At 67.5% G+C, this 20,579-nt stretch carries 18 protein-coding genes; 1 reads left to right on the top strand and 17 read right to left on the bottom strand.

The annotated features are described in order from the left end of the window. Positions 1–172 precede the first annotated feature (172 nt). The 5 genes from AC07NX_RS17795 to sidA form a co-directional block, all read right to left on the bottom strand. Positions 173–610, bottom strand: coding sequence for a DUF3471 domain-containing protein (locus AC07NX_RS17795; protein WP_494643571.1), 438 nt, complete (start codon positions 608–610; stop codon positions 173–175). A gap of 577 nt (positions 611–1,187) precedes the next feature. Further along, entirely contained in the window at positions 1,188–1,538 is a 351-nt protein-coding gene (locus AC07NX_RS17790; RefSeq protein WP_494643570.1) for a GFA family protein, read from the bottom strand. A 274-nt stretch (positions 1,539–1,812) separates the two neighbouring features. Then, positions 1,813–2,130, bottom strand: a complete 318-nt coding sequence (locus AC07NX_RS17785) for a DUF5076 domain-containing protein (protein WP_494643569.1) — start codon at positions 2,128–2,130, stop codon at positions 1,813–1,815. A 352-nt stretch (positions 2,131–2,482) separates the two neighbouring features. Next, complete coding sequence (gene dnaE, locus AC07NX_RS17780; RefSeq protein WP_494643568.1) at positions 2,483–5,917, bottom strand: DNA polymerase III subunit alpha; 3,435 nt, start codon at positions 5,915–5,917, stop codon at positions 2,483–2,485. 24 nt (positions 5,918–5,941) lie between these two features. After that, positions 5,942–6,031 (bottom strand): cell division inhibitor SidA, encoded by a 90-nt coding sequence (gene sidA / locus AC07NX_RS17775; protein ID WP_035074860.1) that lies wholly within the window; start codon positions 6,029–6,031, stop codon positions 5,942–5,944. A gap of 166 nt (positions 6,032–6,197) precedes the next feature. On the opposite strand from sidA, the gene AC07NX_RS17770 reads away from it, so the two are divergent. Beyond that, entirely contained in the window at positions 6,198–7,157 is a 960-nt protein-coding gene (locus tag AC07NX_RS17770) for a nucleoside hydrolase (RefSeq protein WP_494643566.1), read from the top strand. On the opposite strand, the gene AC07NX_RS17765 is transcribed toward AC07NX_RS17770, so the two are convergent. From AC07NX_RS17765 to nuoL, 12 genes are all read right to left on the bottom strand, one after another. Further along, positions 7,154–7,840 (bottom strand): ABC transporter ATP-binding protein, encoded by a 687-nt coding sequence (locus AC07NX_RS17765; RefSeq protein ID WP_494643565.1) that lies wholly within the window; start codon positions 7,838–7,840, stop codon positions 7,154–7,156. The genes AC07NX_RS17770 and AC07NX_RS17765 overlap by 4 nt on opposite strands. Continuing rightward, complete coding sequence (locus AC07NX_RS17760) at positions 7,833–9,107, bottom strand: lipoprotein-releasing ABC transporter permease subunit (protein ID WP_494643564.1); 1,275 nt, start codon at positions 9,105–9,107, stop codon at positions 7,833–7,835. The genes AC07NX_RS17765 and AC07NX_RS17760 overlap by 8 nt, the downstream gene beginning before the upstream one ends. Then, a complete protein-coding gene (gene proS / locus AC07NX_RS17755) occupies positions 9,107–10,432 on the bottom strand; it encodes a proline--tRNA ligase (RefSeq protein ID WP_494643562.1) in 1,326 nt (441 codons plus the stop codon). The genes AC07NX_RS17760 and proS overlap by 1 nt, the downstream gene beginning before the upstream one ends. 322 nt (positions 10,433–10,754) lie before the next feature. Next, a complete protein-coding gene (locus AC07NX_RS17750; protein WP_028037620.1) occupies positions 10,755–11,015 on the bottom strand; it encodes a DUF1467 family protein in 261 nt (86 codons plus the stop codon). Then, the gene (gene mce, locus AC07NX_RS17745; RefSeq protein WP_035075054.1) at positions 11,015–11,431 is read right to left on the bottom strand and encodes a methylmalonyl-CoA epimerase; all 417 of its coding nucleotides are present in this window, start codon (positions 11,429–11,431) and stop codon (positions 11,015–11,017) included. The genes AC07NX_RS17750 and mce overlap by 1 nt, the downstream gene beginning before the upstream one ends. Positions 11,432–11,561: 130 nt before the next feature. Beyond that, positions 11,562–12,203, bottom strand: coding sequence for a rhomboid family intramembrane serine protease (locus AC07NX_RS17740; protein ID WP_494643561.1), 642 nt, complete (start codon positions 12,201–12,203; stop codon positions 11,562–11,564). Between the two features lie 96 nt (positions 12,204–12,299). Continuing rightward, the gene (locus AC07NX_RS17735) at positions 12,300–13,994 is read right to left on the bottom strand and encodes a ribonuclease J (protein WP_494643559.1); all 1,695 of its coding nucleotides are present in this window, start codon (positions 13,992–13,994) and stop codon (positions 12,300–12,302) included. Further along, positions 13,994–14,779 (bottom strand): type III pantothenate kinase, encoded by a 786-nt coding sequence (locus AC07NX_RS17730; RefSeq protein ID WP_494643619.1) that lies wholly within the window; start codon positions 14,777–14,779, stop codon positions 13,994–13,996. The genes AC07NX_RS17735 and AC07NX_RS17730 overlap by 1 nt, the downstream gene beginning before the upstream one ends. After that, a complete protein-coding gene (locus tag AC07NX_RS17725) occupies positions 14,776–15,534 on the bottom strand; it encodes a biotin--[acetyl-CoA-carboxylase] ligase (RefSeq protein ID WP_494643558.1) in 759 nt (252 codons plus the stop codon). The genes AC07NX_RS17730 and AC07NX_RS17725 overlap by 4 nt, the downstream gene beginning before the upstream one ends. Before the next feature lies 1 nt (position 15,535). Then, on the bottom strand, positions 15,536–16,975 hold the full coding sequence (gene nuoN / locus AC07NX_RS17720) for an NADH-quinone oxidoreductase subunit NuoN (protein ID WP_494643556.1): 1,440 nt from the start codon (positions 16,973–16,975) through the stop codon (positions 15,536–15,538). Positions 16,976–16,983: 8 nt separating this feature from the next. Then, positions 16,984–18,468: an NADH-quinone oxidoreductase subunit M gene (locus AC07NX_RS17715; RefSeq protein WP_494643554.1), complete on the bottom strand. Its 1,485-nt coding sequence runs from the start codon at positions 18,466–18,468 to the stop codon at positions 16,984–16,986. 10 nt (positions 18,469–18,478) lie between these two features. Beyond that, on the bottom strand, positions 18,479–20,575 hold the full coding sequence (nuoL, locus tag AC07NX_RS17710) for an NADH-quinone oxidoreductase subunit L (protein ID WP_494643553.1): 2,097 nt from the start codon (positions 20,573–20,575) through the stop codon (positions 18,479–18,481). Positions 20,576–20,579: the final 4 nt, after the last annotated feature.

Raw genomic sequence — 20,579 nt, 5'->3', positions numbered from 1 at the left:
CCTAAGCGGAGGCACGGTGGCCCTTCGTCCGAATGGGACTCGGACCAAGCCGTGATCCTACGCCCGAAGCCCGCCGATCACCCCACCGCCCTCGCCGCCCGGCGGCGGCAGGGCCCAGGCGGAGCCGCGAGCCGTTTCGGATGATCCCGGTTCTGCTCGGCCACGCCGACGTCTATTGCACGCGCAGGGCGCGGGCCGTCGTGCCGTTCACGCTAATCTCCATTTCCTTGGCTAGGCCATCTCCAGAGTCGAATACGATACTGGCGTCCACGCCTCGGATGAAGAACCGGTCCACGGCCTCCGCCAACAGGCCGGCCTCGTCACGTCCATCGACTTTAAAGACAAGGCCGTCTTCGTCCTCGGTAATTGCGACGCGTCGACGATCGGTCAGCTCGTAGGTTCCCAGGTATCGCTTCAGCCGCCCTGCCGGAAGTGCAAGGGGGTTCGGGCGCCGCATCGGTTTGTCGCGTGGCAGGAGGAACGGGAACGCGGCGTTCGGGAGCGCCGGATAATAGGAGATGTGTTGTTCGCCCTCGAACGCCTTGGTCTGGAGGACTACGCCCTGAACACCGCTGAGCGCCTGAGTGACCTGCTTGGCGCCGTTGATCATGTAGGGCTCTTCCATTGCGCCGTAGCCTACAAAGACGCGCCGTGACGGAGCCCTGATTTGAAGGGCGCGCAGACGTTCGATGACGCCCGGATCGGCCCAGACGGATGGGCTGGCGATGAGGTAGCAGGCGAAGTCCGAGGGGTGGCTGGCAAGGACGTTTGCCGTGAAGAACGCTTCCCATAGGCCATCCTCCTCCTGACGAGTCAGGACCGATGATGCACCATCACACTCAGGGACTACACATCTAGCAGGCTGTTGAAATTCGATTTTTGACCCCTTCGAAGAGGCTGAAGTCACCCGAGTGGAATCAAAAGGGCCAATGTTTTCAATGGGCGGATTTGGTTTCAGTTCACGCTAAGCCAGCCAAATCGCGGAAATCGGCCTGTCGGAGCGACTTTTTCAACAGCCTGCTAGATCCCTTCGCCGGGAAGACGGAGGAAGAGCGCCACCCTCGATCTAAAGCAAATCCCCTGAGGGATCGCCGATACCGGTGCATCGCCCATTTCGGGCGGGAACTACAGTTGAGAAGAGCCAGGTCGCAAGACCCCAGCCCGAAAGGCCCGAGCGCCAATCCGCCCTAGCGCGACTTGCCGTCGAACTTGTGAGGTTCCAGCGCGAAGACGTCGATGTCGTCCAGGCAGCGGACATTGATCGCCGCCATATCGGTCCCGTCCGGCCCGACGCCCCGACCGAAGGATTCGATGCCGCAGGTCTGGCAGAACAGGTGCGAGATCCTGTGGGTGTTGAAGCGGTACTCGGTCAGGGCGTCCTGGCCCTGCGTCAGCTCGAACGCCGAGGCCGGCGCGAAGGCCAGCACCGAGCCCAGCTTGCCGCACCGCGAGCAGTTGCAGGTGATCAGGTTGTCCAGCGCGACCTCCACCGCGTAACGCACCCGTCCGCATTGGCAGCCGCCTTCATGCCTGGCCATGTTTCTCTCCCTTTCCCTTGGACACTTCAGCGGGATCGTCGCGCCTTCGGGGTCGAACGGCGACACCGCCCCGCACGTGAACCCGCCCCGACGCCGCTGAAACGCCCGGACCCCGCCTGTTTTGCCGCAGACGAAGAGGCCGGCCCTGTTCCGACGCCGAACCTGTCTCGAGCCCCCCTATTTCGAGGCCCCTGCTTCGAGGCCCCCTGCTTCGAGGCCCCCGAGGTCGAGGCCGGCCCACGCTCGAGGCCGACGCCCGGGCCCGCCATCGGCGTCAGCTCGCTGTCCCGCCCCGTCCGCCTGTTCGTCGGGATGAGGGCTCGACCGCCTCCTTGTTGAAACTCTCCACCAGCGCATCCAGCAGGTCCGCGCGAGACCCCAGGCCCTCGGCGCTCAGCGCGTCGGCGACGTGGCTTGCAAGGTCGGACAGGATGATGCCCCAGGCCGCGGTTTCCATCGACACACCGTCGCCCGCATAGAGCCCGACCTTCAGAGAGCAGTGCAGCCCTCGCTCGGCGATCCAGACGCGCGCAAGCTCCAGCGCATCGGTATCGCGCAGAGCCGCCGGCGGAATTGCGAGCGCGTCCATCATGCCCCCATCAAAGGCCCTGGCCGAGCCGGTCCGGTCGGTCGGGACAGGCGCGGCCCGCGGGGCCCGCCCGATCTCGAGACGGTCCAGGATCGACGATCGACGCGCTTCGCAAGCTCCAGCGCATTGGTATCGCGAAGAGCCGCCGGCGGAATTGCGAGCGCGTCCAGCATGCCCCCATCAAAGGCCTGGCCGAGCCGGTCCGGCCGGCCGGGACAGGCGCGGCCCGCGGGCCCCGCCCGATCTCGAGACGGTCCAGGATCGGCGATCCGGCGCCCAACGGCGATGAACGGGACGCGCTTCCACACTATCCATGATGGCGTCAGGGCCGCATGGGTCGGCGCGGGCGTTCGCATCACACGTCTTCCAGCAGCGCCACCCCGGGCGCGGTCTTCAGGGCGCCGCGTAGGGCGGCGTCGAGGGTGTAGCGGCCGGGCAGCTTCATCTCGATCTCGCGGCCGCCGCCCAAGGCGGCGATCAGGCTGACCTCGCCGCCGCGTGGCGAGGCGGCCGGCTCCAGCCGCTTCTTCAGGGCCTCGATCTCGGTGGCCGAGGGCGACAGGTGCAGGCGCAAGCCCGCCACCATGTTCTCGATGGCCTTCTCGATCGGTTCGGCGTCGTCGCCGAAGAACCGCACCTCGCCGTCGCGGGCCTTGGCGCGGACCTTGATCGACACCGCCTTACCCGGCTCCAGCACCTCACGGCACTTGCGCAGGGCCTCGGGCGGGAACAGCACCTCGTACTCGCCGCTAGGGTCCGACAGCGAAACGAAGGCGAAACGCTCGCCGCTCTGCGAGGCGCGCTCCTGGCGGCGGCGCACCACCCCGCACATGCGGAAGGCCTCCATGCCCGCCTCGGCGCGCGGGATGACCTCGGTCAGCATGGCCGTGCGGCGCCGGCGCAGCACCCCGACCATGTCGTCCAGCGGATGGCCGGTCAGGTAGAAGCCGACCGCGGCCAGCTCCTCGTCCAGCAGGTCGACCTGGGTCCAGGGCTCGGTCTTCTTCAGGCGTGGACGGCCGGCGGCGGGATCGCCGCCGAACAGGGCGTGCTGGCCGCCCTGGCGGTCCGCGGCGATGCTCTGGCCGTGGGCGATCAGCACGTCGGCCGAGGCAAAGATCTGGGCGCGGTTCTTGTGGATGGAGTCGAAGGCCCCGGCCCGGGCCAGGTTCTCGATCGCCCGCTTGTTGACCAGCTTGGGATCGACCCGCTCGACGAAGTCGAAGATGTCGCGGAACGGCCCGCCCTCCTCGCGAATGGCGACCAGGTGCTTCATGGCCTCCAGGCCGACGTTGCGCACCGCGCCGAGCGCATAGAGCACCTCGCCGTTCTCGACCTCGAAATCGGCGCCCGAACGGTTGACGTCGGGCGGCCGCACCGTGATGTCGAACCGCCGCGCGTCCTGGTGGAAGACCGCCAGCTTGTCGGTGTTCGACAGGTCCAGACTCATCGAGGCGGCCAGGAACTCGACCGGCGTATTGGCCTTCAGCCAGGCCGTCTGGTACGAGATCAGAGCGTAGGCGGCCGCGTGCGACTTGTTGAAGCCGTAGCCGGCGAACTTGGCCACCAGTTCGAAGATCGAGCCCGACTGCTCCTCCGGCACGCCCTTTTCCTTGGCGCCGGCGACGAAACGGATCTTCTGGAGATCCATCTCCTCCTTCTTCTTCTTGCCCATGGCCCGGCGCAGAAGGTCGGCTTCGCCCAGGCTGTAGCCCGCCAGGATCTGGGCGATCTGCATCACCTGTTCCTGGTAGACGATGACGCCGTAGGTCTCCTTCAGCACCTTCTCCAGCGAGGGATGCAGGTTGTCGACCGGCTTGCGGCCGAACTTGCAGTCGACGAACGTGTCGATGTTGTCCATCGGGCCGGGGCGATAGAGCGAGATCAGCGCGGTGATCTCCTCGATCGAGCTGCAGCGCATCTTGCGCAGGGTGTCGCGCATGCCCTGGCTTTCCAGCTGGAACACGCCGACCGTCTGGCCCGAGGCGAGAAGCTCGTAGGTCTTGGCGTCGTCGAACGGCAACTGGCCCAGGTCGACGACCTCGCCGCGCTTCTTCAGGTGCTTCACCGCCCGGTCCAGCACCGTCAGCGTCTTCAGACCCAGGAAGTCGAACTTCACCAGGCCGGCGCTCTCGACCCATTTCATGTTGAACTGGGTGGCCGGAAGGTCCGAGCGCGGATCCTTGTAGAGCGGGGTCAGCTGGGTCAGGGGCCGGTCGCCGATCACGACGCCGGCGGCGTGGGTCGAGGCGTTGCGGAACAGCCCTTCCAGCTGCAGGGCGACGTCCAGGCAGGCCTTGACGTTGGCGTCCTCGTCCCGCGCCTGCTTCAGGCGCGGTTCGATGTCGATGGCCTGGGCCAGGGTGACCGGGGCGGCCGGGTTGTTGGGCACCATCTTGCAGAGCCGGTCGACCAGGCCCAGCGGCAGCTGCATCACCCGCCCGACGTCACGCAGCACGGCGCGGGCCTGCAGGGAGCCGAAGGTGATGATCTGGGCCACGCGGTCGCGGCCGTACTTCTCCTGCACGTAGGAGATCACCTCTTCCCGCCGCTCCTGGCAGAAGTCGACGTCGAAGTCGGGCATCGACACCCGCTCGGGATTGAGGAAGCGTTCGAACAGCAGCCCGAAGCGCAGCGGGTCGAGGTCGGTGATGGTCAGCACCCAGGCGACCAGCGACCCCGCGCCCGAGCCCCGTCCCGGCCCCACGGGGATGCCGTGCTCCTTTCCCCACTTGATGAAGTCCGACACGATCAGGAAGTAGCCCGGGAAGCCCATCTTGATGATGATGCCGAGCTCGAACCTCAGCCGCTCCCAATACTCCTCTTCCGGCGCGGCCAGTTGCGGCAGCGCCGCCAGGCGCCGGCGCAGGCCCTCCTCGGCCTGGTAGGTCAACTCCTCGGGCTCGTTGCGGCCGTCGCCGGTGGGGAAACTGGGCAGGATCGGGTCGCGCTTGTGCACCATGAAGGCGCAGCGGCGGGCGATGTCGAGGGTGTTGTCGCAGGCCTCGGGCAGGTCGGCGAACAGCTTGCGCATGTCCTCGGCCGGCTTGAACCAGTGCTCGGGCGTCACGCGCCGCCGCTCGTCCTGGCCGACGAACGCGCCGTCGGAGATGCACAGCAGGGCGTCGTGGGCGTCGTACAGGTCGGGCTTGGCGTAATAGACGTCGTTGGTGGCGACCAGCGGCGCGTCGTGCTCGTAGGCCCAATGGACCAACCCCGGCTCGGCGGCGGCCTGGCGCGGCAGGCCGTGGCGCTGCAGCTCGACATAGAAGCGGTCGCCGAACACCCGCTGCATCTCGGCCAGGGCGGCCTCGCCCTCGGCGGTCTTGCCGGCCGCCAGCAGGGCGTCGACCGGGCCGTCCGTGCCGCCCGACAGCAGGATCAGCCCCTCGGCGTGCTCCACGACCTTGGCCCACGGCACCACCGGCTCGGCCATCTCGCCACTCTCGAGATAGGCCAGGGACGACAGTTCCGAGAGGTTCAGATAGCCCCGCTCGTTCTGGACCAGCAGGGTGATGGTCGGCGTGCGGGCCCAGCGCTCGGTCGGCCCGGCGCCGACCCCGGACACCGCCAGGGCGCAGCCGATGATCGGCTGGACGCCGTAGTCCTTGGAATAGACGGAATATTCGAGCGCGCCGAACAGGTTGTTGCGGTCGACCAGTCCCGCCGCCGGCATGCCGGCCGCCGCGGCCAGGCCGGGGATCTTGTCGGCCTTGATCGCGCCTTCCAACAGCGAATAGGCCGAGCGCACGCGAAGGTGGACGAAACCCTGGCCTTCACTGCCCGACATCACCGCACCTCATCGCTACACGACTCAGGCCACCAACTGGGCGACCTGACACATCATCCAGACGAAGCTGACGACAGATACAAGAGCCAAAGACTCACGCGCGATACGGACCATGGGAACCCTCCTGCGGTCGTTGCTTGTTTGTTCTATATTCTACTTTTGTTCCGCCCCGCAAGAGACCCTTGTTCGATTGCGCGCTTTTTTGTCGCGTGGCCTGCGCGAATGGGCCGCGGCCCCGATTTCCGGTGGATTCGGGACGCGGATCGGCTCAGATCGCCCCATGCGCCTGATCATCGACACCGACACCGCCGGGGACGACGTGTTCTCCCTGATGCTCGCCCTGCGCCGCCCCGGCGTGACGGTCGAGGCCATCACCATCGCCCACGGCAATGTCGGCTTCGCGCAGCACGCCGAAAACGCCCTGGCCACCGTGGAAGCCTGCGGACGGGCCGGCGAGGTTCCGGTCTATCTGGGCGCCCAGCGGCCGTTCACCCGCGCGCCCCTGGACGCGGCCTATGTGTTCGGGGCCGACGGCATGAGCGACAGCGGTTTTCCCAGGGCCGCCCAGCGCCCCTCCCCGGGCCACGCGGCCGACGAGATCGTGCGGCGGGTGATGGACGCGCCCGGCCAGATCACCCTGATCGCCCAGGCCGCCCTGACCAACATCGCCCTGGCCTATCTGCGCGAGCCGCGCATCGCCCAGGCCGTCAAGCATCTGTGGATCATGGGCGGAACCGACAACGGCGTCGGCAACGTCACGCCGGCGGCCGAGTACAATTTCTATGTCGATCCGGAAGCGGCCAAGATCGTGATCAACGCCGGCTTCCCGACCAGCATCGTCACCTGGACCGAGACGCTGCGGGACGGGCTGTTGAGCCTGGAGCAGCTGGCGGCCCTGGAAGCCCTGGGCACGCCGCGCGCGGCGTTCTTCACTAAGATCAATCGGACCTCCCTGGCCTTCGCCCAGGAGACGCAGGGCCTGGACGGCAGCCTGCATCCCGACGCCCTGACCTGCGCCGCGGCGCTGGACGAGGGCCTGATCCTGGCTTCGGAAATGGCCGTGGTCGACGTCGAGACGATGGGCGAACTGACCCGCGGCTATCTGAGCGTCTCGCACGCCATCCTGCCCGACATCGAGGTGGCCGATCCGGCCCTGAAGCGCCGGCCGCCCAACACCCGGGTGATCAAGAAGATCGACCAGGCCGGCTTCTACGCGGCGATGCGCGACGCCCTGCTCTAGAAGCTCTGCGCCACCAGATGCCCGTCCTTCAGGGCGAAGACCCGGTCCATGTAGCGGGCCAGCTCCATGTTGTGGGTGGCGATCAGGGCCGCCACGCCGCGCTGGCGGGCCTGCTCGTACAGGGCCTGGAACACCGCCGCCGAATTGGCCGGGTCGAGGTTGCCGGTCGGCTCGTCGGCCAGCAGCAGCTTGGGGTGGTTGGCCAGGGCGCGGGCGATGGCCACGCGCTGCTGCTCGCCGCCCGACATCTGGCCCGGCTGGTGCTCGACGCGCGCGGCCAGACCCAACTGCTCAAGCATCACCTTGGCCGCCTCGCGCGCCTCGCCCCGCCCCCGGCCGGCGATCATGGCCGGCATGGCCACGTTGTCGAGCGCGCTGAACTCGGGCAGCAGGTGGTGGAACTGGTAGACGAAACCGACGGTGGACAGCCGCACCTTGGTGCGCTGGCGCTCGGACAGTTTGGAGCAGTCGCGGCCGTCCAGGGCGATGATCCCCGCATTGGGCTTTTCCAGCAGGCCGGCGGCGTGCAGCAGCGACGACTTGCCCGAGCCGGACGGACCGATCAGCCCGACCACCTCGCCGGGATAGACGTCCAGGTCGACGCCGCGCAGGACGTTCAGGGTGCCGGCCTCGGTGACATAGGTGCGCTCGACGCCGCGCAGGGCCAGGACGGGGCTACTCATAGCGAAGGGCCTCGACCGGATCGAGCCGCGAGGCGCGGATGGCGGGCGGCAGGGTGGCCAGGATGCTCATGGCCGTCGAGATGCCGACGATGCCGGCGACCTCGGTCCAGTCGATCTTGGCCGGGATGTGGGCCAGGAAGTAGATGTCGGCGCTGAACACCGCCGTGCCCGTCACCCACTCCACGAAGTTCTGGATCGCGGTGATGTTGGCGCAGAACAGCACGCCCAGCAGCAGTCCCGCCAGGGTGCCCGACAGGCCGATCGAGGCGCCGGCCATGACGAAGATTCGCAGGATCGCGCTCTGGCTGGCGCCCATGGTCCGCAGGATGGCGATGTCGCGGCCCTTGTTCTTCACCAGCATGACCAGGGCCGAGATGATGTTCAGGGTGGCGATGGCGACGATGAAGAACAGGATCAGCCGCATCACCTTGCGCTCGACCTGCAGGGCGTTGAAGTAGCTGGCGTTCTTGTCCATCCAGTCCTGGACGAAGGCGCCCGGGCCGCTGGCCTGCTCGATGATCGGCTTGATCTCCTTGGCCTTGTCGGGATCGGCGACCTTGATCTCCACATAGTCGATCGAGGTGTCGCGGCCGAAGAACAGCTGGGCCTGGGGCAGCGCCATGTAGACGAAGCTCTCGTCGAACTGGCTCATGCCGACGCTGAAGATGCCGCCGACCGTGTAGTCCTTCTCGCGCGTCGAGGTCCCGAACGCCGTGGCCGGGCCGGAGGGCGAGATCAGGGTGATGGCGTCGCCGACCGAGATGCCCAGGTTGCGGGCCATGCGGTCGCCGATCAGCACCATGTCGCCGCCGTACTCGCCCTCGCCGAACCCGTCCAGGGATCCGCGCTTGATGTTGGACGAGATCATCTTCATGCCGCGCAGGTCGGCGGGCGTGACCCCCCGCACGATGGCGCCCGACACCTGGCTGGGTCCGATGACCATGGCCTGGGCCTCGACCATCGGCGCGGCCTGGGTGACGCCGCGCACCGCCTTGATGCGGGTGATGACGCCGTCGCGGTCGGGGCCGTTCAGCAGCGGGCCCTGGGCGTAGACGTGGCCGTTGAAGCCCAGCAGCCGACCCAGCAGCTCGGCGCGGAAGCCGTTCATCACGCTCATCACGGTGATCAGGGCGAAGACCGCCAGCATCACCGCCGCGAACGAGATGATCGCGATCAGCGCCACGCCGCCGTTCTTGCGCTTGTTGCGCAGGTACCGCCAGGCGACGGTGCGCTCCCAGGTTCCGAACGGACCCGCGCCGAGGGCCATCAGGCGGCCTTGGCGCTGAGTTGAGCCAGGATCGAGTCCAGCGAGGCGCTGTGGCGTTCGCCGGTCTTGCGGTTCTTGAGTTCGACTACGCCCTCGGCGATCCCCTTGGGGCCGACGATCAGCTGCCAGGGCACGCCGATCAGGTCCATGGTCGCGAACTTGGCGCCGCCGCGGGCGTCGGTGTCGTCATAGAGCGGGTCGCGGCCGGCGGCCTTGAGCGCCTTGTAGGCGGTCTCGCAGGCCGCGTCGCAGGCGGCGTCGCCCTGACGCATGTTGATGACGCCGACGCCGAACGGGGCCACGGCCTCGGGCCAGATGATGCCGCCCTCGTCGTGGCTGGCCTCGATGATCGCGCCCAGCAGGCGCGAGACGCCGACGCCGTAGCTGCCCATCTGCACCGGCACGTCCTTGCCGTCCGGCCCGGTGACCAGGGCCTTCATCGGCTCGGAATACTTGGTCCCGAACGAGAAGATGTGGCCCACCTCGATGCCGCGGGCCGACAGACGGTCGCCCTCGGGGATGGCGGCGAAGGCCGCCTCGTCGTGCATCTCCTCGGTGGCGGCGTAGAGCGCGGTGCGCTGGTTCACCAGCGGCTGCAGGTCGCCGTACCAGTCGACGTCCGGGCCGGGCGCGGCCATCTCGACCAGGTCCTTGTGGCAGAAGACGGCGCTTTCGCCGGTGTCGGCCAGGACGATGAATTCATGGGAAAGGTCGCCGCCGATCGGGCCGGTGTCGGCGCGCATCGGCACGGCCTTCAGGCCCATGCGCGAGAACAGGTTCAGATAGGCCACGAACATGCGGTTATAGGCCTTGCGCGCGCCGTCGGCGTCGAGGTCGAAGCTGTAGGCGTCCTTCATCAGGAATTCGCGGCCGCGCATCACCCCGAAGCGCGGGCGGCGCTCGTCGCGGAACTTCCACTGCACGTGGTAGAGGTTCTTGGGAAGGTCCTTGTAGCTCTTCACATAGGCCCGGAAGATCTCGGTGATCATTTCCTCGTTGGTGGGGCCGTAAAGCAGCTCGCGCTCGTGACGATCGGTGATGCGCAGCATCTCGGGGCCGTAGGCGTCGTAGCGGCCCGACTCGCGCCACAGGTCGGCCAGTTGCAGGGTCGGCATCAAAAGCTCGATGGCCCCGGCCCGGTCCATTTCCTCGCGGACGATCTGCTCGACCTTGTTGAGCACCTTCAGGCCCAGCGGCAGCCAGGCATAGATGCCCGCCGCCTCCTGGCGGATCATGCCCGCGCGCAGCATCAACTGGTGCGAGACGATCTGGGCGTCGGAGGGGGCTTCTTTGAGAACGGGCAGGAAATAGCGCGACAGGCGCATGGACGAGACGTCTCCGGGGGAATTCGAGGCGTTGAGATAGCCGCTTGGGCCTCAGCTTGGCAACGCGCGCGGCGAAAAGATGGCTGCAAACGAAAAGAAGGCCGCGCGGTCCTCGCGCGGCCTTTCAAGTCATCGTCGGGGAAGACGCCACAGAGCAAGGTCGGAAAACCCGGCCTCGTGAGTCTGAGACTAGACCTCCGAACAGTTGTTCGGGGCGCCCGATTGCGCCTGGCCTGACCACTTGGCGAACTTCGCCCATGAAATGGGCGAACGCCGGCAAATCCATCGCCGCGCGCCCAAGGCTTGGGCGCCATTCCTGTGATTAATAGGTGGCGGGCAGCGCCGGCAGGTCGATCAGGTGGAAATGGATGGTCAGCAGCAGGCCGGCCATCACCAGGGCCGAAACCCAGGTGGTGGTGAAGAACTTGCGCTTCAGGTTCGGATTGACCGGCGCCCCGGGATCCGCACCCGGCGGCGGCTCGATCCCCATCTCCTTGAAGGTGCGATTGCCCAGCGGCAGCACGGCGAACAGCGTGGTCCACCAGATGGTCAGGTAGACGGCGATGCAGGTGACGGGACCCATCAGTGAGCGTCCTTGGGGGTTTCCATGAGCTCGACCAGCATGCCGCCCATGTCCTTGGGGTGAACGAAGATGATCAGCGTGCCATGGGCGCCGATGCGCGGCTCGCCCAGCACGGTGGCGCCCTTGGCGACCAGGCTGTCGCGGGCCTCGTAGATGTTCTCGACCTCGAAGCAGATGTGGTGCTGGCCGCCCTTGGGGTTCTTGGCCAGGAAACCATGGATCGGCGAGGCCTCGCCATAGGGCTCGATCAGCTCGATCTGGCTGTTGGGCAGGTTGACAAAACAGACCCAGACGCCCTGCTCCGGCATGGCCCACTTGTCGGTGTGCGAGGTCGCGCCCAGCAGGTCGCGGTACATCTTCAGCGACTCGTCGATGGAGGGCGTGGCGACGCCGACGTGATTGAGCTTGCCGATCATCCGTTTCGTGTCCTGCGGGGCGAAGGCGTGAGCGCGCCTCTCTCGTCGCTTTTCGAGGATATAGACGACTTCATGGACCCGCGGCGAGGCGTTTCAATGGCGGAACGCTTCGCCCTGGCGATCAATCCGCTCAGGCCGGCCGGCGAAGCCACCAATATCGCGCGGGAAACATCTCGACCAGGAACAGCCCGGCGATGAAGCCGCCGACATGGCATTCCCAGGCGATCATCAATCCGCCCTCCCCCGACGCCATGCCCAGGCCGAAGCCGATGGCGACCAGCACCAGGTTCATGACGACGAAGGACCAGGTCTGCTTGCCGACCTGACGGGAGAGGATCGGCGTCAGGCCGCCATCCGGCGTCAGCCGCGCCACAGCGCCCCACAGGCCGCAGATCGCCCCCGAGGCCCCGACGGCCGAGATCTCGCCGCTCCAGTGCAGGACGAGGAACAGCAGCGCCCCGGCCAGGCCGCAGATCAGGAAGAAGGCCCAGAACAGCAGGCCGCCCTTCAGGTCCCGGCCCAGGCGCACGGCGATGGCCGGACCCAGGCTGACCAGGGCGCTGGTGTTCATCACGATGTGCAGCAGTCCCGCGTGCAGGAAGATGTGGGTCAGCGGAGTCCACCAGAACCCCTGCCTGAAATACGGCGGGTAAAGCGCGCCCAGGGCGAGCATCGTCTCGTCCCAGCCCTGCATCTTGCCCAGCAGCTGGAACCCGGAAACGATCCAGAGGACCAGCGCGAGCGCGCCCAGCGCCCAGGCTTCGCCGGCCATCAGACGCAGGGTCTGCCGCCAGCGGGGCTCGGGCTCAGGCTCGGGCGCGATCGGCTGGACTATTCGAGCCGACGGAGGGGTCTCGTCCACGACGCGCTAGATCCGCAAAACCGTGGTCTCGACCACGGGCTTGCGCTCCCAGATGCGGAAGGCGGCCTTCTTCACGGCCTTGGACAGCGCGCTCTCGATGGCCTCGTCGATCTCGCACTGGTCGCCGCTCAGGCGCTTGAAGGCGGTTTCGGCCTCCTCCGCCAGGTCGTCCAGGGCATCGTCCAGCGGGTACTCGGCGTCGCCCGCCAGGCCAAGGCCCCGGACCTGGGGACCGGAGACGATACGGTTGCGGCCATCCAGCACGACCGACACGGCCAGCATGCCGTTGAACGCCGCGTGGCGTCGCTCGCGCAGGGCCTCGCCGTTCTCGGGCGTCACCACTCCGCCGTCGACATAGAGGCGGCCCGACGGGACCTCGTCGATGATCTGCGGGTGGCCGGGCGCCAGCAGCACCATGTCGCCGTTGCGCGGGCTGACCGCGTGCGGCACCTGCAGGTCCTTGGCGAAGGCCGCGTGCTCGATCAGGTGGCGGCGCTCGCCGTGGGTCGGCACCGCGATCGTGGGCCGCGCCCACTGGTACATCTGCTTGAGCTCGTCGCGGCACGGGTGGCCGCTGACGTGGATGCCGGGGGTGTCGCGCTCGGTGTGCAGGCGCACGCCGCGGTCGGCCAGCTTGTTCTGCAGGTTGCGGATCGGGATCTCGTTGCCCGGGATCACCCGCGAAGAGAAGATCACGTGGTCGCCCTGCGAGAGCTTGACGTGAGGATGGGTGCCCTCGGCGATCCGGGCCAGGGCCGCGCGAGCCTCGCCCTGGCTGCCGGTGCACAGGAACAGCACCTCGTTCTCGGGCAGGTACTTGGCCTGGTCGTCGGTGACGAAGGGCTCCAGGCCCTCCAGCAGGCCGACATGGCGGGCCGCCGCGCTCATCCGGTGCATCGAGCGGCCGGCCAGGCAGACCTTGCGGCCGGCGGCCTGGGCGGCGCGGATCACGGTGTCCATGCGGGCCACGTTCGAGGCGAAGCAGGCCACGGCGATCTTGCCGGTCAGGCCCTTGATCAGCTTGTTCATCGCCGCGCGCACCCCGGCTTCGGAGCCGGCCTCGCCATCGACGAAGACGTTGGTGCTGTCGCAGACCATGGCCAGCACGCCCTCGTCGCCCAGCTTGCGGATGGCGTCGATGTCGGTGGGGCCGCCCAGCTGGGGATCGGGATCGATCTTCCAGTCGCCGGTGTGCAGGATCGTGCCCAACGGGGTCTTGATCGCCAGGCCGTTCGGCTCGGGGATCGAGTGGGTCAGGGTGACCATTTCCAGGTGGAATGGTCCCAGGTCGAAGCTGCCGCTCAGCGGGATCTCGGTGATCGGCACCTCGCCCAGCAGGCCGGCGTCGCGCAGCTTTTCACGCAGCAGGAAGGCGGTGAACGGCGTGGCGAACACCGGCGCCTTCAGGCGCGGCCACAGCCAGTGCACGGCGCCCAGGTGGTCCTCGTGGGCGTGTGTCAGGACGATGCCAAGGATGTCGTCCTTGTAGGCCTCGATGAATTCGGGGTCGGGCAGGATGATCTCGACCCCGGGCGTCGTCTGGTCGCCGAAGGTCACGCCCAGGTCGACGACGATCCATTTGCGGTCGTCGGCCGGGCCGAAGCCGTAAAGATTGAAGTTCATGCCGATCTCGTTCGACCCGCCCAGGGGCAGGAAGACGAGTTCGTCCTTGGGGGAAGGCTTGTCGGTATATTTGGTCATTAGGTCTCTAGATGGGTGTTACGGCGATGAATTTCGAGGAGACCACGGATGGTCAGATCTGAATCGAAGTGATCGATGCTGTCGGTGGCGCCCTCGAACAGCGAGGCGACGCCACCGGTGGCGACCACGGTCATGGGTTCGGCGCGTTCGGCCTTGATGCGGGCCACCAGGCCCTCGATCAGCGAGATATAACCCCAGAACACGCCCGACTGCATGGCGCTGACGGTGTCGGTCCCGACCACGCGGTTGCCGGCCGGGCGCTGGATGGCGATGCGCGGCAGCTTGGCGGCGGCCTCGTGCAGGGCCTGCATGGACAGGTTGATGCCCGGCGCGATGATGCCGCCCTCGAACGCCCCGTCCGCGCCGACGATGTCGAAGGTGGTGGCGGTGCCGCTGTCGATGACGATCAGCGGGCCGGGATAGACCATGTGCGCGCCCACGGCGTTGACCAGGCGGTCGGCCCCCGCCTCGGACGGCTTGTCGATCCGCACGTCCACGCCCAGCCTGGCGTTCTCGCCGATCACCAGCGGTTCGACGTTGAAATAGCGGCGCGACAGGTTGCGCAGGTTGAAGATCGACTGCGGCACGACGCTGGAGATGATCACCGAGTCGATGGCGCGGAAGCCCAGGCCCTGCATCGACAGCAGTTGCGACAGCCAGACCACGTATTCATCGGCCGTGCGCGTGCTCTCGGTGGCGGCGCGCCACTGGGCGATCCAGGTCTCGCCGTCGTGGATGGCGAACATGGTGTTGGTGTTGCCCTGTTCGATGGCCAGCAGCATCAGGAGGCCTCTCCGAAAAAGACGTCGCCGGCGGTGACCCGCCGCAGACGGCCGTCAGCCAGACGAAGACGCAGCGCGCCGTCGCCGTCCAGCCCTTCCGCGATCCCCTCCAGGGTTTCCAACCCCAGGCGGGCGACGCAACGCTCGCCCAGGCCGTGGGCGCGCGCCGTCCAGGCGTCGGCGATGGCGGGGAAGCCCAACCGCAGCCAGACGTCCTGCCAACGGGCGAAGGCGGCGGCCAGGACCTCGATCGCCTCCACCGGCGTCGGCGGGGTGACCAGGTAGGTGGTCAGGGCGGTGGCGGGCCGTTCACTGTCGATCGGCTTGCGGGCCAGGTTCACCCCCACCCCGACGGCGATCCACAGGCCGCCGGTCGAGCGGGCTCCCGATTCCACCAGGACGCCGCTGACCTTCAACCCGCCGAGCAGCGGATCGTTGGGCCATTTGAGGCTGACCAGGTGGGCGGGCACGTAGGCGGCCAGCAGGTCGGCCACGGCCAGGGCGGCGACGAACGACACCTGGGCGGCCTCCGCCGGCGGCTTGTCGGTGTTGAACAGCAGGGTGGCGGCGAGGTTGCCGGCCCCGGTCTCCCAGGCGCGGCCGCGCCGGCCCCGACCCGCGGTCTGACGCAGGCCGACGATCCAGACTGGGCCCGCCTCCCCCGCTTCCGCGCGGCGACGAGCCTCGGCGTTGGTCGAGTCGATCTCGTCCAGGACGACGACGGGCGGGACTTCGAAGGTCGAGGTCGGGCCCGTCACGTCACGCGTGGCCAAAGGCCGCCGCGGCGGCCCTGGCTGCGGGGTCGAGCCAGATCAGCGCGACCAGCACGACCGGGAACGAGAAGGCGGCGGCCACGAAGCCAACCGCACGGGCGATCGGTTGCGGCTTGTCCACGGCGCCTTCGGCGGCGTCGAACCACATCGTCTTGATCAGGCGCAGATAGTAGAACGCCGCGACCACGCTGCCGACCAGGCCCAGCACCGCCGCCCATTGCAGCAGCACGTCGCCCGAGCCCATGGCCGCGCCGAAGACGTAGAACTTGGCCCAGAACCCCGAGAACGGCGGCATGCCCAGGGCCGACAGCGAGAACGCGGTCATGGCCACGGCCAGCCCCGGACGGTGCTTCACCAGGCCGGCCATGTCCTGGATGGTCTCCATCGGCTTGCCGTCGCGCGACAGGGCCTGGAGGCAGGCGAAGAAGCCGGTGACGTCGACCATGTACAGGGTCATGAACAGCAGCATCGAATGCAGGCCGGTCTCACCGCCGGTCGCCACGCCCAGCAGGGCGTAGCCGACATTGGCGATCGAGCTGTAGGCCCACAGCCGCTTGAGATTGTTCTGGGCCAGGCCGGCGAAGGCGCCGACGAAGACCGAGGCCAGGGCGGTGATGACCAGGATCTGGCGCCACTGGGCCACCGAGTCCGGGAAGGCGTCGCCCAGCACGCGAGCGAACATCATCATGGCGGCCAGCTTGGGCGCGGCGGCGAAGAAGCCGACGACCGGGGTCGGGGCGCCTTCATAGACGTCCGGCGTCCACATGTGGAACGGCGCGGCCGAGACCTTGAACGCCAGGCCGCAGAGCAGGAACACCAGGCCGAACAGCAGGCCCACGCCGTGCCCGCCATGAGCCATGGCGGCGATGTCTTCGAAGCGGGTCGAGCCGGCGAAGCCGTAGATCAGCGAGGCGCCGTACAGCAGCAGGCCCGACGACAGCGCGCCCAGCACGAAATACTTCAGGCCCGCTTCCGACGACTTGGCGTCGTCGCGGCGGAAGGCGGCCAGGACGTACAGCGCCAGCGACTGCAGCTCGACGCCGACATAGAGGCTGATCAGGTCGCCGGCCGAGGCGGTGACGCCCATGCCCAGCGCCGACAGGATCACCAGCACGGCGTATTCGAACTTCTGGTCGCCGCGGGCGGCCAGCCAGCGGTCGCCCAGCACGATGGCCAGGGCGCTGAAGCCGTAGATCGCGACCTTGGCGTAGGTGGCGGCGGCGTCGGCGGCGTAGACCCCATTGAAGGCGTGGCCGTGCGGACCGATCACGGCGGCCACGGCCGCGCCCAGCAGGGCCAGGACGGCCGCGCCGGTGAACAACGGGGTGACCTTGCCGTGGAACGCGCCCCAGACCAGCAGCACCAGGGCCGAGGCCCCGAGGACGACTTCGGGAAGAACGAGGGAGAAGTTGGCGGCGAACGTCATGGGGTCCCTCACCCGCCCACGGCGGCGCGCCAGGCGCCGACGAGCCCGTCGACGGACGACGCGGTCAGGTTGAAGATGAGATTGGGATAAACGCCGAGCACCAGGGTGCCGATGATCAGCGGGGCGAAGATCAGGATCTCGCGCTTGTCGAGGTCGGTGATGGTCTTGAGCTCGGGATTGACGATCTCGCCGAACATCACCCGGCGGTAAAGGTTCAGCGCGTAGACGGCCGACAGGATCACGCCCGTGGTGGCCACCAGCGCCGTCCAGGTCGAGGCCTTGTAGACCCCGGTCATGGTGAGGATTTCGCCGACGAAGCCCGAGGTGCCCGGCAGGCCGACATTGCCCATGGTGAACAGCATGAACACCGCCGCGTACCAGGGCATGCGGTTGGTGAGACCGCCGTAGAAGGCGATCTCGCGGGTGTGCATGCGGTCATAGACCACGCCGACGCAGAGGAAGAGCGCGCCCGAGATCAGGCCGTGGCTCAGCATCTGGAAGATCGCGCCCTGCTCGCCCTGGGCGTTGCCCGAGAAGATGCCCATGGTCACGAAGCCCATGTGGGCCACCGAGGAATAGGCGATCAGCTTCTTGATGTCGGTCTGACGGAAGGCGACCAGCGAGGTGTAGACGATGGCGATCGCCGACATCGCGAACACCAGGGGCTGGAACAGCTCCGACGCGTGGGGGAACATCGGCAGGCTGAAGCGCAGGAAGCCGTAGCCGCCCATCTTCAGCAGGATGCCCGCCAGGATCACCGAACCGGCCGTCGGGGCCTCGACGTGGGCGTCGGGCAACCAGGTGTGGACCGGCCACATCGGCATCTTGACCGCGAAGCTGGCGAAGAAGGCCAGCCACAGCCAGGTCTGCAGCCACGGGGCGAACTTGAAGCTCATCAGCGCCGGGATCGACGAGGTGTGGGCGATGGCGATCATCGACAGGATGGCCGCCAGCATCAGCACCGAGCCGAGCAGCGTGTAGAGGAAGAACTTGTAGGCCGCGTAGACCCGGCGCTTGCCGCCCCAGATGCCGATGATCAGGAACATCGGAACCAGGCCGCCCTCGAAGAAGAGGTAGAACAGGATCAGGTCCAGGGCGCAGAACACCCCGACCACCAGGGTCTCCAGGACCAGGAAGCAGATCAGGTACTCGACCACGCGCTTATCCACCGACTTCCAGCCGGCGATGATGCAGATCGGCAGCAGGAAGGTGGTCAGCAGGACGAACAGGATCGAGATGCCGTCCACGCCCATGCGGTAGTGCAGGCCCGCGAACCAGTTGAGGTCTTCCACGAACTGGAAGCCCGGGTTCTTGGCGTCGAACTGGGCGACCAGCACGACCGACAGGGCGAAGGTGACCAGGGTGGTCGCCAGGGCGATCCACTTGGCCAGGGTGTCCGTCCTGGCGTTGTCGCCGTGCAGGGCGCGCGCGCCCAGCAGCAGGACCACGCCGACGAGCGGGGCGAAGGTGGTGAGGCTCAGCAGGCCGGTCATCGATCCGTCCTCAACGGAATGCGTAAAGGGCGAACGTCAGCAGGCCGGCGACGCCGAGCAGCATGACGAAGGCGTAGTGGTACAGGTAGCCGGACTGCAGCTTGCCGGTCCGGCGGCCGACTTCGTAGCTGACGGCGCTGACGCCGTCCGGTCCGAAGCCGTCGATCAGCTTCTGGTCGCCGCCCTTCCAGAACAGGTCGCCGAGGAACTTGGCCGCGCGCACGAAGGTCGCCTGGTACAGCTCGTCGAAGAACCACTTGTTGTAGAAGAACACGTACAGCGGGCCGTTGCGGGCCGCCAGGGCGGCGCCCAGGCGTTCGTTGCCCTTGATCAGATAGACCCAGACGGCGATCGCCAGGCCGAGGATCGAGGCCACCAGCGGGCTCCATTTCACCCACTCGTCCACTTCGTGGGCCTCGTGCAGCACGTGGTTGGTCGGGGCGTTGAAGATCGCGCCGCGCCAGAACTCCTGCTGGTGGTGACCGACGAAGAAGTCGGTGAACACGATGCCGGCGAAGATCGCGCCGATCGACAGCACGATCAGCGGGAACAGCATCACGAACGGGCTCTCGTGCGGCTTGTGGTCATGGCCGTGGCCATGGTCGTCGTGCGCGTGATCGTCCGGAAGCGGCTCGTCATGGGTTTCGGCGTGGGCGTGATCGTCGTGGCCATGGGCGGCGTGCGCGTCATGCCCGTGATCGGCGGCGTGATGGTCGTCGTGACCCCAGCGGGCCTTGCCGTTGAAGGTGAAGAAGGCCAGGCGCCAGGAGTAGAACGAGGTCAGGCCGGCCACCAGGACGCCGATCACCCAGGCGAACATCGCGATGCCGTTGTGCGTGCCCGCGGCGTAGGCCGCCTCGATGATGGTGTCTTTCGAGTAGAAGCCCGCGAAGCCCAGGTGCAGGGGCGGCAGGCCCAGGCCGGTTATGGCGATGGTGCCGATGGTCATGGCGCCGAAGGTCACCGGCAGCAGCTTGGCCAGAGCGCCGTACTTCCGCATGTCCTGCTCGTGGTGCATGCCGTGGATCACCGAACCGGCGCCCAGGAACAGCAGCGCCTTGAAGAAGGCGTGGGTGAACAGGTGGAACATCGCCGCCTGGTAGGCGCCGACGCCGGCCGCGAAGAACATGTAGCCCAGCTGCGAACAGGTCGAATAGGCGATGACCCGCTTGATGTCGTTCTGGGTCAGGCCGACCGTGGCGGCGAACAGGGCCGTGATCGCGCCGATCACCGTGACGATGTTCTTGGCGACGGGCGCGTATTCGAACATCGGCGACAGCAGGCACAGCATGTAGACGCCGGCGGTGACCATGGTCGCCGCGTGGATCAGGGCCGAGACCGGGGTCGGGCCTTCCATGGCGTCCGGCAGCCAGGTGTGCAGGAAGAACTGCGCCGACTTGCCCATCGCACCGATGAACAGCAGGAAGCAGGCGATGTCGACCAGCGGGAAGGTGTGGCCGGCGAACTGCCAGGTGCGCGCCGCGCCCGAGGCGATCTGCGGGAAGATCTCTGCGAACTGGATCGAACCGAACGCCCAGTAGGTGGTCATGATCCCCAGGGCGAAGCCGAAGTCGCCCACGCGGTTGACGACGAAGGCCTTGATCGCCGCGGCGCTGGCGGTCGACTTCTTGAACCAGAAGCCGATCAGCAGGTACGAGGCCAGGCCCACCCCTTCCCAGCCGAAGAACAGCTGCATGAAGTCGGCGGCGGTGACCAGGGCCAGCATGGCGAAGGTGAACAGCGACAGGTACGCGAAGAACCGCGGCTTGCTGTCGTCCTCGGCCATGTAGCCCCAGGAATAGATGTGCACGAGGGCCGAGACCGTCGTCACCACGATCAGCATCACGCAGGACAGGGCGTCGATGCGGACCGACCAGTTGGAGACGAAGTTCCCCACGTGGATGAAGGGCAGCAGGTCGACCGTAAAGGCCTCCATGTGCCCCCAGGTCCACTGGCTGAACGTGTACCAGCCCAGGGCGCAGCTGAGGATGAGCGCGCCCGTGGTGACCGCCTGCGAGGCGACATTGCCGATGCGGCGGCCGAACAGGCCGGCGATGATCGCGGCGACCAGCGGCGCGAGGACGAGGATGGTGACGAGAGTCTGCACTGCG

It is taken from the genome of Caulobacter sp. GW821-FHT09A05, assembly GCF_059418465.1.
Note: the sequence above shows the minus strand (reverse complement) of the source record. Positions and strands in the feature narration are given on the sequence as shown.